The organism is Streptomyces sp. NPDC003635 (assembly GCF_053587635.1).
Window position 1 is genome coordinate 1 of record NZ_JBSFOK010000026.1, and the last position, 13,811, is coordinate 13,811.

General features: G+C 71.4%; 14 protein-coding genes and 1 pseudogene. 13 read left to right on the top strand and 2 right to left on the bottom strand.

The genetic code is table 11. The features are described 5' to 3' along the window. Nucleotides 1-150: 150 nt before the first annotated feature. Both ACWDRW_RS23500 and ACWDRW_RS23505 read right to left on the bottom strand, forming a co-directional pair. Complete coding sequence (locus ACWDRW_RS23500) at nt 151-2,349, bottom strand: elongation factor G-like protein EF-G2 (protein WP_451725978.1); 2,199 nt, start codon at nt 2,347-2,349, stop codon at nt 151-153. Nucleotides 2,350-2,484: 135 nt separating this feature from the next. After that, nucleotides 2,485-2,670, bottom strand: a complete 186-nt coding sequence (locus ACWDRW_RS23505) for a hypothetical protein (protein WP_451726082.1) — start codon at nt 2,668-2,670, stop codon at nt 2,485-2,487. Between ACWDRW_RS23505 and pgsA the strand changes: the two genes are divergently transcribed. From pgsA to secD, 13 genes and pseudogenes are all read left to right on the top strand, one after another. Continuing rightward, nucleotides 2,582-3,328 (top strand): phosphatidylinositol phosphate synthase, encoded by a 747-nt coding sequence (gene pgsA / locus ACWDRW_RS23510; protein WP_451725979.1) that lies wholly within the window; start codon nt 2,582-2,584, stop codon nt 3,326-3,328. The genes ACWDRW_RS23505 and pgsA overlap by 89 nt on opposite strands. Continuing rightward, nucleotides 3,325-4,257, top strand: coding sequence for a phosphatidylinositol mannoside acyltransferase (locus ACWDRW_RS23515; protein ID WP_451725981.1), 933 nt, complete (start codon nt 3,325-3,327; stop codon nt 4,255-4,257). Before pgsA ends, ACWDRW_RS23515 begins: the two co-directional genes overlap by 4 nt. Then, nucleotides 4,254-5,420 carry a glycosyltransferase family 4 protein gene (locus ACWDRW_RS23520; RefSeq protein WP_451725983.1) on the top strand — a complete coding sequence of 389 codons (1,167 nt, stop codon included), beginning with the start codon at nt 4,254-4,256 and terminating at the stop codon, nt 5,418-5,420. Before ACWDRW_RS23515 ends, ACWDRW_RS23520 begins: the two co-directional genes overlap by 4 nt. 97 nt (nt 5,421-5,517) lie before the next feature. Beyond that, a pseudogene (locus tag ACWDRW_RS23525) lies at nt 5,518-5,769 on the top strand (P-type ATPase); the annotation flags it as partial. A gap of 145 nt (nt 5,770-5,914) precedes the next feature. Next, nucleotides 5,915-6,457, top strand: coding sequence for a hypothetical protein (locus ACWDRW_RS23530; protein ID WP_451725985.1), 543 nt, complete (start codon nt 5,915-5,917; stop codon nt 6,455-6,457). 129 nt (nt 6,458-6,586) lie between these two features. Then, nucleotides 6,587-7,492 carry a pyridoxal 5'-phosphate synthase lyase subunit PdxS gene (pdxS, locus tag ACWDRW_RS23535; protein ID WP_015661776.1) on the top strand — a complete coding sequence of 302 codons (906 nt, stop codon included), beginning with the start codon at nt 6,587-6,589 and terminating at the stop codon, nt 7,490-7,492. Then, a complete protein-coding gene (pdxT, locus tag ACWDRW_RS23540; RefSeq protein WP_451725987.1) occupies nt 7,492-8,097 on the top strand; it encodes a pyridoxal 5'-phosphate synthase glutaminase subunit PdxT in 606 nt (201 codons plus the stop codon). The genes pdxS and pdxT overlap by 1 nt, the downstream gene beginning before the upstream one ends. Nucleotides 8,098-8,144: 47 nt before the next feature. Continuing rightward, nucleotides 8,145-8,897, top strand: coding sequence for a YebC/PmpR family DNA-binding transcriptional regulator (locus tag ACWDRW_RS23545; RefSeq protein WP_451725989.1), 753 nt, complete (start codon nt 8,145-8,147; stop codon nt 8,895-8,897). 123 nt (nt 8,898-9,020) lie between these two features. Continuing rightward, on the top strand, nt 9,021-9,551 hold the full coding sequence (gene ruvC / locus ACWDRW_RS23550; protein ID WP_451725991.1) for a crossover junction endodeoxyribonuclease RuvC: 531 nt from the start codon (nt 9,021-9,023) through the stop codon (nt 9,549-9,551). After that, nucleotides 9,548-10,153: a Holliday junction branch migration protein RuvA gene (ruvA, locus tag ACWDRW_RS23555; protein WP_451725993.1), complete on the top strand. Its 606-nt coding sequence runs from the start codon at nt 9,548-9,550 to the stop codon at nt 10,151-10,153. Before ruvC ends, ruvA begins: the two co-directional genes overlap by 4 nt. A 21-nt stretch (nt 10,154-10,174) precedes the next feature. After that, complete coding sequence (gene ruvB / locus ACWDRW_RS23560) at nt 10,175-11,245, top strand: Holliday junction branch migration DNA helicase RuvB (protein WP_451725995.1); 1,071 nt, start codon at nt 10,175-10,177, stop codon at nt 11,243-11,245. A 185-nt stretch (nt 11,246-11,430) separates the two neighbouring features. Beyond that, nucleotides 11,431-11,913 carry a preprotein translocase subunit YajC gene (gene yajC, locus ACWDRW_RS23565; RefSeq protein ID WP_451725996.1) on the top strand — a complete coding sequence of 161 codons (483 nt, stop codon included), beginning with the start codon at nt 11,431-11,433 and terminating at the stop codon, nt 11,911-11,913. 134 nt (nt 11,914-12,047) lie between these two features. Beyond that, nucleotides 12,048-13,811, top strand: coding sequence for a protein translocase subunit SecD (gene secD / locus ACWDRW_RS23570; protein WP_451725997.1), 1,764 nt, complete (start codon nt 12,048-12,050; stop codon nt 13,809-13,811).

Here is a 13,811-nt window from a genome sequence, read left to right on the forward strand (position 1 = left end):
TATAAAATTAATTACCTTCCCCCCACACCAGTGGGGGGGGCCCCCCCCCCCCCCCCCCCCCGACTCGGAGGGGAGCGTTCCACAAAAGCCTGTCGGGTGGGGCCCGTTGGCCCTCGGTCCGGGCCCCACCTGGGTTGTGCCCGGCGCCAACTACGCGGAATCCCGGGTCTCTTCACGAATCCTTTCGGCGATCTGCGGCGGCATCGGCTCGTGCCGCGCGTAGGAGCGGTTGAAGCGGGCGGTGCCGTGCGAGAGGGAGCGCAGATCGACGGAGTACCGGCCGATCTCGATCTCCGGCACCTCGGCGCGGACCAGGGTGCGCCCGCCGGCGGTCTGCTCGGTGCCGAGCACCCGGCCGCGCCGCCCGGACAGGTCGCTCATCACGGCGCCCACGTACTCGTCGCCGACCAGCACGCTCACCTCGGCGACCGGCTCCAGCAAGTGGATCTTCGCGTCGGCCGCGGCCTCCCGCAGCGCCAGCGCGCCCGCCGTCTGGAAGGCGGCGTCGGAGGAGTCCACCGAGTGCGCCTTGCCGTCGAGGAGCGTGATCCGGACGTCGATCAGCGGATGGCCGGCGGCGACGCCCTTGGCGGCCTGGGCCCGTACGCCCTTCTCGACGGACGGGATGAACTGCCGCGGCACCGCTCCGCCGACCACCTTGTCCACGAACTCGATGCCGGAGCCGCCGGGCAGCGGTTCGACCTCGATCTCGCAGATGGCGTACTGCCCGTGCCCGCCGGACTGCTTCACGTGCCGGCCCCGCCCGGCCGACTTGCCGGCGAACGTCTCCCGGAGGGAGACCCGGTGCGGTACGACGTCGACCTGGACGCCGTAGCGGCTGCGCAGCCGTTCCAGGGCGACGTCCGCGTGAGCCTCGCCGAGGCACCACAGGACCACCTGGTGGGTGTCCTGGTTCTGCTCCAGGCGCATGGTCGGGTCCTCGGCGACCAGCCGGGACAGGCCCTGGGAGAGCTTGTCCTCGTCCGCCTTGCTGTGCGCCTGGATGGCGAGCGGCAGCAGCGGGTCGGGCATCTGCCAGGGCTCCATCAGCAGCGGGTCGTCCTTCGCGGAGAGCGTGTCGCCGGTCTCCGCGCGGTTCAGCTTCGCCACGCACGCCAGGTCGCCCGCGATGCAGTGGGTGAGGGCGCGCTGCTGCTTGCCGAACGGCCGGGACAGCGCCCCGATCCGCTCGTCGACGTCGTGGTCCTCGTGCCCGCGGTCGGCGAGCCCGTGGCCGGAGACGTGCACGGTCTCGTCGGGTCGCAGGGTGCCGGAGAAGACGCGCACGAGCGAGACGCGGCCCACGTACGGGTCCGACGCCGTCTTCACCACCTCCGCGACCAGCGGCCCGTCCGGATCGCACAGCTTCAGCTCCCGGGGCTTGCCGTCGATCGTCGTGACGCGGGGTGCCTCGCGCTCCAGCGGGGTCGGGAAGCCGCCGGTGACCAGCTCCAGCAGCTCGACCGTGCCGAGCCCCTGCTGGGCGCCCTCGGCCGCGGGGGCGGCGGCCAGGACGGGGAAGAAGACCCCGCGCGCCACGGCCCGCTCCAGATCCTCGATCAGGGTCTTGACGTCGATCCGCTCACCGCCGAGGTAGCGGTCCATGAGGGTCTCGTCCTCGCTCTCGGCGATGATCCCCTCGATGAGCCGGTTGCGGGCCTCCTCGATCAGCGGCAGCTGGTCCTCGCCGGGCTCGGACTCCTTGCGCTCACCGGACGCGTAGTCGAACAGCTTCTGCGACAGCAGCCCGATCAGACCGGTCACGGGCGCGTGTCCGTCCGGGGCCTGCGGGCCGTGCAGCGGCAGGTAGAGCGGGAGTACCGCGTCGGGGTCGTCGGCGCCGAAGGCCTCGGCGCAGATCCGCGTCATCTCCTCGTAGTCCGCCCGCGCGGCCTCCAGGTGCGTGATCACGATGGCGCGCGGCATGCCGACGGCCGCGCACTCCTCCCAGACCATGCGGGTCGAGCCGTCCACCCCGTCGGAGGCCGAGACGACGAAAAGGGCCGCGTCCGCCGCTCGCAGACCGGCCCTGAGTTCCCCGACGAAGTCGGCGTATCCGGGGGTGTCCAGAAGATTGACCTTGATGCCGTCCCATTCGACGGGCACCAGGGAGAGCTGTACCGACCGTTGCTGCCGGCGCTCGATGTCGTCGTAGTCCGAGACGGTCCCGCCGTCCTCCACGCGGCCCGCCCGGTTCACCGCCCCCGCGGTGAGCGCGAGGGCTTCCACCAAGGTGGTCTTGCCCGATCCGGAGTGGCCGACCAGCACCACATTCCGTACGGACGCGGGGTGGTCGGCCGCTGTTGCCCTGCCGGCGGCTCCGGGGTGTGCGTTCGCCTTGTCGCCCATGGCCTTGCCTCCCGTGCACGGTGAGGTCTTCAGTGGGCGCGGGCATACGGATCCTCCCCCAGGCTCCGCCTGGGAGGTGCCCCCAGCGGTGGCGGCTCCGGTGACGCCCGCGGTCCTTCGAGCTTTCCACTCCCGTCACGGTGCGTCCATACGGCGGACGTGATCGCGAGCGCCGTCGCGCGCGGAGCGGTAGTGGGCGCCCGGCCGCCGCCCGCGCGCGGGCGTGGCTACGATGGGCCAGCCGGTGGCCAGCAGGGGCCGCGCGGCCACACCGAACCTCGGGAAGGCCATGCTGAACAAGTACGCGCGTGCATTCTTCACGCGTGTCCTCACACCGTTCGCCGCGTTTCTGATCCGGCGGGGCGTGAGCCCCGACGCGGTCACGCTGATCGGCACCGCCGGCGTCATGGCGGGCGCGCTGGTGTTCTACCCGCAGGGCGAGTTCTTCTGGGGCACGGTCGTGATCACGCTCTTCGTGTTCTCCGACCTCGTCGACGGCAACATGGCCCGGCAGCTGGGCCGCTCCAGCCGCTGGGGCGCCTTCCTGGACTCCACGCTCGACCGCGTCGCGGACGGCGCGATCTTCGGCGGTTTCGCCCTCTGGTACGCCGGTGGCGGCGACGACCTCGTCCTGTGCGCCGTCTCGATCTTCTGTCTGGCGAGCGGCCAGGTGGTGTCGTACACCAAGGCGCGGGGCGAGTCGATCGGGCTGCCGGTCGCGGTCAACGGCCTGGTCGAGCGGGCCGAGCGGCTGGTGATCTCCCTGGTCGCGGCCGGGCTCGCGGGCCTGCACGACTTCGGGGTACCCGGCATTCAGTACCTGCTGCCGGTCGCGCTGTGGATCGTGGCCGTGGGCAGCCTGGTCACGCTGATCCAGCGCGTCGTCACCGTCCGCCGGGAGTCCGCGGAGGCGGACGCCGAGGCTGACGGGCCGGCCGCGCGAGAGGACGCGCCCCAGGGGAGCGAGGCGGCGAAATGAGCGCCCAGGAGCGTCTGACGGACGCGCTGTACGGCCTGGGCTGGGGGACCGTCAAGAAGCTCCCCGAACCGGTCGCGGCGCGGCTCGGCCGTACGATCGCCGACGCCGCCTGGAAGCGGCGCGGCAAGGGAGTGCTGCGGCTGGAGAGCAACTACGCGCGCGTGGTGCCCGACGCGAGTCCCGAGCGCCTCGCGGAGCTCTCCCGCGCGGGCATGCGGTCGTACCTGCGCTACTGGATGGAGTCCTTCCGGCTCCCCGCGTGGAGCGCGGAGCGCGTCAGGAACGGCTTCGATCCCAAGGACCTGCACCACCTGACCGAGGGCATGGCCGCCGGCAAGGGCGTCGTCCTGGCGCTCCCGCACCTGGGCAACTGGGACCTCGCGGGCGCGTGGGTCACCACCGCGCTGCAGACGCCGTTCACGACGGTCGCCGAACGCCTTAAGCCGGAGACCCTCTACGACCGGTTCGTCGCCTACCGGGAGGGCCTCGGGATGGAGGTCCTGCCGCACAGCGGCGGCTCGGCCTTCGGCACGCTGGCCCGCAGGCTGCGCGACGGCGGCCTGGTCTGCCTGGTCGCCGACCGTGATCTGTCCGCCTCCGGTGTCGAGGTCAAGTTCTTCGGCGAGACGGCCCGGATGCCGGCCGGACCCGCCCTGCTCGCCCAGCAGACCGGCGCGCTGCTGCTGCCCGTGACGCTCTGGTACGACGACTCGCCCGTGATGCGGGGTCGGGTCCATCCCCCGGTCGAGGTGCCCGAGACAGGTACCCGGGCCGAGAAGACGTCTGTCATGACACAGGCGCTGGCCGACGCCTTCGCCACGGGGATCGCCGAGCATCCGGAGGACTGGCACATGCTGCAGCGCTTGTGGGTGGCCGATCTGGATCCCGGGAAGGGCTCGTCCGCGGACGCCGGGAAGGGCTCGTCGTGAGAATCGGCATCGTCTGCCCGTACTCCTGGGACGTGCCGGGTGGCGTCCAGTTCCACATCCGCGACCTCGCCGAGTACTTCATCCGCCTCGGCCACGAGGTGTCCGTGCTGGCCCCGGCCGACGACGACACCCCGCTGCCGCCGTACGTCGTCTCGGCGGGCCGCGCGGTCCCGGTGCCGTACAACGGCTCGGTGGCGCGGCTGAACTTCGGGATCCTCTCGGCCGCTCGCGTCCGGCGCTGGCTGCACGACGGCGCGTTCGACGTGGTGCACATCCACGAGCCGTCCTCGCCGTCGCTCGGGCTGCTGACCTGCTGGGCGGCGCAGGGCCCGCTCGTCGCCACCTTCCACACCTCCAACCCGCGCTCCAAGGCGATGATCGCCGCGTACTCGATCCTCCAGGCCGCCCTGGAGAAGATCAGCGCGCGGATCGCGGTGAGCGAGTACGCGCGGCGCACGCTGGTGGAGCACCTCGGCGGCGACGCGGTGGTCATCCCCAACGGCGTCGACGTGGACTTCTTCGCCAAGGCCGAACCGAAGGCGGAGTGGCAGGGCGACACGATCGGCTTCATCGGCCGGATCGACGAGCCCCGCAAGGGACTGCCGGTCCTGATGAAGGCGCTGCCGAAGATCCTCGCCGCCCGGCCGCAGACCCGGCTGCTGGTCGCCGGGCGCGGTGACGCCGAGGAGGCGGTGGCGGACCTGCCCGCGGAGCTGCGCTCGCGGGTGGAGTTCCTCGGCATGGTCAGCGACGAGGACAAGGCCCGCTTCCTGCGCAGCGTCGACCTGTACGTCGCGCCCAACACCGGGGGCGAGAGCTTCGGGATCATCCTGGTCGAGGCGATGTCCGCCGGAGCGCCGGTGCTCGCCTCCGACCTGGACGCCTTCGCCCAGGTGCTCGACCAGGGCGCGGCCGGTGAGCTCTTCGCCAACGAGGACGCCGACGCGCTCGCCGAGGCGGCCCTGCGGCTGCTGGAGGACCCGGCGCGGCGCGCGGAGCTGCGGGAGCGCGGGAGCAACCACGTCCGCCGGTTCGACTGGTCGACGGTCGGCGCGGACATCCTGTCGGTGTACGAGACGGTGACCGACGGGACGACGGCGGTGGCGGCCGCGGACGACGAGCGCCCGGGCCTGCGGGCACGACTGGGGCTCGCGCGGGACTGAGGGGCCGCGGGCGCGGGTGTGGCGGGCTTGAGCGAGCGCCTGTGGAGAGCGTGAGCGAGCGCGTGCGGAGGGCCTGAGCGGGGCGCGCGGGGCGCGCGCCCCGCTGATCGTCATCTTCGCCACGTCCGGCGCCCTGGAGGCCCTGGCCACCGCCCGCACCGCCGACTCCGTGCGGGGCCTGCTCGACCTCGCCGCGTACACCGCCACCCGTCACGCGGACTTAGGCGAGGAGAGCGTCCCGACCGCCGAACTCGCCGTAGGAGACGTGCTGTTGATCCGCCCCGGCGAGCGGATCGGCGCCGACGGCCGGGTCCTGGACGGCATCAGTGAGGCCGACGAGGCCACCATCGCCGACCCAGCCCGTGCGGGTCACTTCGTCGGCCGCGCGCGTGGGGCTCGCACAAGCCCGCTCGCACGGCCCCGCACGGGGCGCTGACGCCCGCGCGTGCGGGGGCTTATAGGGCCGGGGCGGTACGTCGGTAACCTTGCCGCCCGTGACCGCAACCCTCATCTGGATCCTCGTCGCCCTCGTCGCGATCGGCCTGTACCTGAGCTGGACCGCGGGCCGGCTGGACCGGCTGCACGCCCGCATCGACGCCACCCGTGCCGCCCTGGACGCCCAGCTGCTGCGGCGGGCCTCGGTGACCCAGGAACTCGCGACCTCCGGAGTGCTCGACCCGGCCGCCTCGATCGTCCTCTACGAGGCGGCCCACGCCGCCCGGCAGGCCGAGGAGGACCAGCGGGAGGTCGCCGAGAGCGAACTGAGCCAGGCGCTGCGGGCCGTGTTCGCCGAGGCACAGCAGGTGGAGGAGGTCCGCCAGGCGCCCGGCGGAGAGGCGGCCGCCCGCGAACTGACCGAGGCGGTGCGCAGGGTGCCGATGGCCCGCCGCTTCCACAACGACGCGGTCCGCGCCGCCCGCGCCCTGCGCCGCCACCGCAAGGTCCGCTGGTTCCGGCTGGCCGGCCACGCCCCCTTCCCCATGGCCTTCGAGATGGACGACGAGCCCCCGGCGGCCCTGGTCGACCGGGCCGGCTGACACGGTCCGCCGGAGCGGCCGGACCGCAAAAGGATCCACCGGCTTGCCATTGGCCCTTGCTGTGGCCTGGTCCAATCCCGTTTCCTCGGTGCTGCAGAAACCCTCTTTTCACGTATGTGAGGTCAATCCGTGTCCATCACCGAGAACCAGGCTCCCGCAACCGGCACCGCCCGAGTGAAGCGCGGCATGGCCGAGCAGCTCAAGGGCGGCGTGATCATGGACGTCGTCACGCCGGAGCAGGCGAAGATCGCCGAGGACGCGGGCGCCGTCGCCGTCATGGCCCTGGAGCGGGTCCCGGCCGACATCCGCAAGGACGGCGGCGTGGCCCGTATGTCCGACCCGGACATGATCGAGGGCATCATCGACGCGGTCTCCATCCCGGTGATGGCCAAGTCCCGCATCGGCCACTTCGTCGAGGCCCAGGTCCTGCAGTCGCTCGGCGTGGACTACATCGACGAGTCCGAGGTCCTCACCCCGGCCGACGAGGTCAACCACTCCGACAAGTGGGCCTTCACGACCCCCTTCGTCTGCGGTGCCACCAACCTGGGCGAGGCCCTGCGCCGGATCGCCGAGGGCGCCGCGATGATCCGCTCCAAGGGCGAGGCCGGCACCGGCAACGTCGTCGAGGCCGTCCGCCACCTGCGCCAGATCAAGAACGAGATCGCCAAGCTGCGCGGCTTCGACAACAACGAGCTGTACGCCGCCGCCAAGGAGCTGCGCGCCCCGTACGAGCTGGTCAAGGAAGTCTCCGAGCTGGGCAAGCTCCCGGTCGTGCTGTTCTCCGCCGGTGGTGTCGCCACCCCCGCCGACGCCGCGCTGATGCGCCAGCTCGGCGCCGAGGGCGTCTTCGTCGGCTCCGGCATCTTCAAGTCCGGCGACCCGGCCAAGCGCGCCGCCGCCATCGTGAAGGCCACCACCTTCTACGACGACCCGAAGATCATCGCCGACGCCTCCCGCAACCTGGGCGAGGCCATGGTCGGGATCAACTGCGACACGCTTCCCGAGGCCGAGCGTTACGCGAACCGGGGCTGGTGATGACCACTCCCGTAGTCGGAGTGCTCGCACTCCAGGGCGACGTACGGGAGCACCTGATCGCCCTGGCCGCGGCCGACGCCGTGGCCAGGGCGGTGCGGCGCCCCGAGGAACTCGCCGAGGTGGACGGCCTGGTCATCCCGGGCGGCGAGTCCACCACCATCTCCAAGCTGGCCGTCCTCTTCGGCGTGATGGAGCCCCTGCGCGCACGCGTGCGTGACGGCATGCCCGTCTACGGCACCTGCGCCGGCATGATCATGCTCGCGGACAAGATCCTCGACCCGCGCTCGGGTCAGGAGACCGTCGGCGGCATCGACATGATCGTGCGCCGCAACGCCTTCGGCCGTCAGAACGAGTCCTTCGAGGCCGCACTCGACGTGAAGGGCATCGCGGGCGATCCTGTGGAGGGCGTCTTCATCCGCGCCCCCTGGGTGGAGTCCGTCGGCGCCGAGACCGAAGTGCTCGCCGAGCACGACGGGCACATCGTCGCGGTCCGCCAGGGCAACGCGCTCGCCACGTCGTTCCACCCGGAACTGACCGGCGACCACAGGGTGCACGCGCTGTTCGTCGACATGGTGCGAGCCAACGGGACAGCGGAGTCCTTGTAGGATCTCTGCGTTCGTTCATAGATGGGTTACGCGAAGGAGACAGGCAGATGTCCGGCCACTCTAAATGGGCCACGACGAAGCACAAGAAGGCCGTGATCGACGCCAAGCGCGGCAAGCTCTTCGCGAAGCTGATCAAGAACATCGAGGTCGCTGCGCGGATGGGCGGCGTCGACCTCGAAGGAAACCCGACGCTCTACGACGCCGTGCAGAAGGCGAAGAAGCAGTCGGTTCCGAACAAGAACATCGACTCCGCGATCAAGCGCGGTGGCGGTCTCGAGGCCGGTGGCGCCGACTACGAGACGATCATGTACGAGGGCTACGGCCCGAACGGCGTCGCGGTGCTCATCGAGTGCCTCACCGACAACCGCAACCGTGCCGCCTCCGACGTCCGCGTCGCCATGACCCGCAACGGCGGCAACATGGCCGACCCGGGCTCGGTGTCGTACATGTTCAGCCGCAAGGGCGTGATCATCGTCCCCAAGGGCGAGCTGACCGAGGACGACGTCCTCACCGCCGTCCTGGACGCGGGCGCCGAGGAGGTCAACGACCTCGGTGAGACCTTCGAGGTCATCAGCGAGGCCACCGACCTGGTCGCGGTCCGCACCGCCCTCCAGGAGGCCGGCATCGACTACGACTCCGCCGACTCCAGCTTCGTGCCGTCCGTCCAGGTCGAGCTGGACGAGGAGGGCGCCAAGAAGATCTTCAAGCTGATCGACGCGCTCGAGGACAGCGACGACGTGCAGAACGTCTTCGCCAACTTCGACGTCAGCGACGAGATCATGGAGAAGGTCGACGCGTAGCGCTTCCGTTGCGCTGAGCGGGTTTCAGGCGGGCCGGTGGGACACACCCACCGGCCCGCCTGCGTTGTCGGTGGCACCGGATAGCCTGCACAAACAGGCGATTCGAGAGGGAGGGGGCGCGGCGTGCGCGTACTGGGGGTGGACCCGGGGCTGACGCGATGCGGTGTCGGCGTCGTCGAAGGGGTCGCCGGGCGTCCGCTCACCATGCTCGGCGTCGGCGTCGTACGGACCCCCGCGGACGCCGAGTTGGGGCAGCGCCTGGTCGCCGTCGAGCAGGGCATCGAACAGTGGCTGGACGAGTACCGGCCCGAATTCGTCGCCGTGGAGCGGGTGTTCAGCCAGCACAACGTCCGTACGGTCATGGGCACCGCCCAGGCCAGCGCCGTCGCCATGCTCTGCGCCGCCCGGCGCGGCATCCCCGTCGCCCTGCACACCCCCAGCGAGGTCAAGGCGGCCGTAACCGGCAGCGGCCGGGCGGACAAGGCCCAGGTCGGCGCCATGGTCACCCGCCTGCTCCGGCTCGCCGCGCCGCCCAAGCCCGCGGACGCCGCCGACGCCCTCGCGCTCGCCATCTGCCACATCTGGCGCGCCCCCGCGCAGAACCGACTCCAGCAGGCCGTGGCCCTGCACGCATCGAAAGGCCGTACGACATGATCGCCTTCGTCAGTGGCACAGTGGCCGCACTCGCCCCGGACACCGCGGTCGTCGAGGTAGGCGGGGTCGGCATGGCCGTACAGTGCACGCCGAACACGCTGTCCACGCTGCGGATGGGCCAGCCCGCCAAGCTGCACACCTCGCTCGTGGTCCGCGAGGACTCCCTCACGCTGTACGGATTCGCCGACGACGACGAACGGCAGACGTTCGAGCTGCTCCAGACCGCCAGCGGAGTCGGACCCCGCCTGGCCCAGGCGATGCTCGCGGTGCACTCGCCCGACGCCCTGCGCAGAGCCGTCGCGACGGCCGACGAGAAGGCGCTCACCGCCGTCCCCGGCATCGGCAAGAAGGGCGCCCAGAAGCTGCTGCTGGAGCTCAAGGACCGGCTCGGCGAGCCGATCGGCGCTCCCGCGATCGGCGCCCCGGTCACCCAGGGCTGGCGCGACCAGCTGCACGCGGCCCTGATCGGCCTCGGGTACGCGACCCGGGAGGCCGACGAGGCCGTGTCCGCCGTGGCACCCCAGGCAGAGGCCGCCGGGGGCACGCCGCAGGTCGGGCAACTCCTGAAGGCGGCCCTTCAGACGCTGAACCGCGCCCGCTAGTCCGTACCGAGGAGAACTTCCGTGAACTGGGACGACACGACCGACCCCGCCGCCGAAGAGCGGCTCGTCGGTGCGTCCGCCGACCGTGACGACCAGGCCGTGGAGGCGGCGCTGCGCCCCAAGGACCTGGGCGAGTTCATCGGTCAGGAGAAGGTCCGCGAACAGCTCGACCTGGTCCTGCGCGCCGCCCGCGCGCGAGGTGCCACCGCCGACCACGTGCTGCTCTCCGGCGCCCCCGGCCTCGGCAAGACCACCCTCTCGATGATCATCGCGGCCGAGATGGGCGCCCCCATCCGCATCACCAGCGGCCCCGCCATCCAGCACGCCGGCGACCTCGCCGCGATCCTCTCCTCCCTCCAGGAGGGCGAGGTCCTCTTCCTCGACGAGATCCACCGCATGTCCCGGCCCGCCGAGGAGATGCTCTACATGGCGATGGAGGACTTCCGCGTCGACGTCATCGTCGGCAAGGGCCCCGGTGCCACCGCCATCCCGCTGGAGCTGCCCCCGTTCACGCTGGTCGGCGCCACCACCCGCGCGGGACTGCTGCCGCCCCCGCTGCGCGACCGCTTCGGCTTCACCGCGCACATGGAGTTCTACGAGCCCGCCGAGCTGGAGCGCGTCGTCCACCGCTCGGCGAGCCTTTTGGACGTCGAGATCGACCCGGCCGGCGCCGCCGAGATCGCCGGCCGCTCCCGCGGCACGCCCCGCATCGCCAACCGCCTGCTGCGCCGCGTCCGCGACTACGCCCAGGTCAAGGCCGACGGCCTGATCACCCAGGACATCGCCGCGGCGGCCCTCGCGGTCTACGAGGTCGACGCCCGCGGCCTCGACCGCCTGGACCGGGCGGTCCTTCAGGCCCTGCTCAAGCTGTTCGGCGGCGGGCCGGTCGGTCTGTCGACCCTCGCCGTGGCGGTGGGGGAGGAGCGGGAGACCGTCGAGGAGGTAGCCGAACCCTTCCTCGTACGGGAGGGGCTGCTGGCCCGTACCCCCCGTGGCCGCGTGGCCACGCCGGCCGCATGGGCGCATCTCGGCCTCACCCCGCCCCGGGCGCAGACCGCGGGAAACGGACAAGGAGACCTGTTCGGGACGTGAGGACGCCGCCGCGGCGCCCGCCCGGCGCGGTATTGGCCGGGTCAGGAACCTGGGTGCCATGCTGAGCGTTGTTCCTTGCGCGCGGACTCGCTTAGACTCCGCCGATGCCGCCGTTGTCGGCGGCACACATACCCCCAACCATCAGGCCGCTCACCATCGCGGTCGTGTGAAGGAAGTTCCGACCCGTGAGTCTCGTGACCCTCCTCCCGTTCATCGTGCTCATCGGGGCCATGTTCCTGATGACCCGGTCGGCCAAGAAGAAGCAGCAGCAGGCGGCCGACATGCGGAACCAGATGCAGCCCGGTTCCGGCGTCCGCACCATCGGGGGCATGTATGCCACGGTCAAGGAGGTCAACGAGGACACCGTCCTCCTCGACGCCGGCCCGGGCGTGGAACTGCTCTTCGCGAAGAACGCCATCGGCGCCGTCCTCTCCGACGACGAGTACAACCGCATCGTCCACGGTGTCGAGCACGACCTGAAGGCCGACGTCGTCCCGGACGACGCCTCCTCCCTCACCGAGTCCGACGACGCTGCCGCCGCTGACGAGAAGTCCGTCGACCTCGGTAAGAAGGACGCCGTCGAGGAGCCCGCCGAGGACGTCGCGGCCGCCGAGGCGAAGGCCGACAGCGAGCCGAAGAAGACCGACGGCGACTCCGACGCGAAGTAGCCCCCGCCTCCCGGAGCGCGCGGGGTTGACCCGCGCGCCCCGGGCACGCGTGGCTCTCGGACGGGATCCCGACTACATGTCATGGCCGCCGGCGCCGACCCGGCGAGAGGCGGCCCGAGAGGGAGTACGAGAAGGTGGCAGCACCTAAGAAGGGCCGGAGCGCGAGCGCCCAGAGCAAGCCGGGACGCTCGCTGGCCCTCATCCTGATCGCCATGGTGGCGCTCACCGGGGGAATGTTCCTCTCCGGGCACACCACCCCGCGCCTCGGTATCGACCTGGCCGGCGGTACGAGCATCACGCTCCGCGCGGAGGCCGAGCCGGGCCAGGAATCCGCGATCAACAAGACCAACATGAACACCGCCGTCGACATCATGGAGCGGCGCGTCAACGGTCTTGGTGTCTCGGAGGCCGAGGTCCAGACCCAGGGCGACAAGAACATCATCGTCAACATCCCCAAGGGCACGAACTCCAAGGAAGCCCGGGACCAGGTCGGCACCACCGCCAAGCTGTACTTCCGCCCGGTCATCGCCACCGAGGTCTCCGGCGCCGCCGCGCAGAAGAGCCCGTCCGCGAGCCCCTCCGGCAGCGCGACGGACAAGGCCACGGACAAGGCGACCGACAAGGCGACCTCCTCCTCGTCCCCCTCGGCGACCGGTACGCCGTCGGCGACCGCCACCACCCAGGGCCGCGCCGCGAGCGACGCCCTGAAGGCCGACCCCACGCCCTCGACGAGCGCGAGCTCCAGCGCCTCCCCGTCGGCCAGCGCCAGCCCTTCGGGCTCCACCGACACCAGCAAGGTCGAGGCGCAGTACGCCGCGCTCGACTGCACCGACGAGACGGCACGCGCCAAGGCCGGCGACGGCGCCAAGCCCGAGGACACCACCGTCGCCTGCGGCCAGAACGCCGGCGGCCAGTGGCAGAAGTACATCCTGGGCCCGGCCGAGGTCGACGGTACGGACGTCGACGAGGCCGAGGCGGTCTTCAACACGCAGACCGCCGCTGGCTGGACCGTCACCATGAAGTTCACCGGGGAGGGCCGCAAGAAGTTCGGTGACATCACCGGCAAGCTCGCCCAGAACCAGCAGCCGCAGAACCAGTTCGCCATCGTCCTGGACAACGAGGTCGTCTCCGACCCCTCCGTGAGCCAGGCGCTGACCGGCGGCAACGCCGAGATCTCCGGCAACTTCGACCAGGCGTCGGCCCAGTCCCTCGCCAACATGCTGTCGTACGGCGCCCTGCCGCTGACCTTCAGTGAGGACAGCGTCACCACGGTGACCGCCGCGCTCGGCGGCGAGCAGCTGAAGGCCGGTCTGATCGCCGGTGCCATCGGCCTCGCGCTGGTCGTGATCTACCTGCTGGTCTACTACCGGGGTCTGTCGCTCATCGCGGTCGCCTCGCTCCTCGTCTCCGCCGCGCTCACCTACGTGATCATGGCCCTGCTCGGCCCGGCCATCGGCTTCGCGCTGAACCTGCCGGCCGTCTGCGGAGCCATCGTCGCCATCGGCATCACAGCGGACTCGTTCATCGTGTACTTCGAACGCGTCCGGGACGAGATCCGCGAGGGCCGCTCGCTGCGCCCCGCCGTCGAGCGGGCCTGGCCGCGCGCCCGGCGCACCATCCTGGTCTCCGACTTCGTGTCGTTCCTGGCCGCGGCGGTGCTCTTCGTGGTCACCGTCGGCAAGGTCCAGGGCTTCGCGTTCACGCTCGGCCTGACCACCGTGCTCGACGTGGTCGTGGTGTTCCTGTTCACCAAGCCGCTGCTGACGCTCCTGGCCCGCCGGAAGTTCTTCGCCAGCGGCCACCCCTGGTCCGGTCTCGACCCCAAGCGCCTCGGGGCGCAGCCGCCGCTGCGCCGTACCCGCCGTCCCTCCGCCCCCGTCGAGACGAAGGAGGCGTGA

Bases quoted from the DNA above. Each gene is read 5' to 3' on its own strand.
- ACWDRW_RS23500 (WP_451725978.1), bottom strand. From the start codon at position 2,349: ATGGGCGACAAGGCGAACGCACACCCCGGAGCCGCCGGCAGGGCAACA.
- pgsA (WP_451725979.1), top strand. From the start codon at position 2,582: ATGGGCCAGCCGGTGGCCAGCAGGGGCCGCGCGGCCACACCGAACCTC.
- ACWDRW_RS23515 (WP_451725981.1), top strand. From the start codon at position 3,325: ATGAGCGCCCAGGAGCGTCTGACGGACGCGCTGTACGGCCTGGGCTGG.
- pdxT (WP_451725987.1), top strand. From the start codon at position 7,492: ATGACCACTCCCGTAGTCGGAGTGCTCGCACTCCAGGGCGACGTACGG.
- ACWDRW_RS23545 (WP_451725989.1), top strand. From the start codon at position 8,145: ATGTCCGGCCACTCTAAATGGGCCACGACGAAGCACAAGAAGGCCGTG.
- ruvA (WP_451725993.1), top strand. From the start codon at position 9,548: ATGATCGCCTTCGTCAGTGGCACAGTGGCCGCACTCGCCCCGGACACC.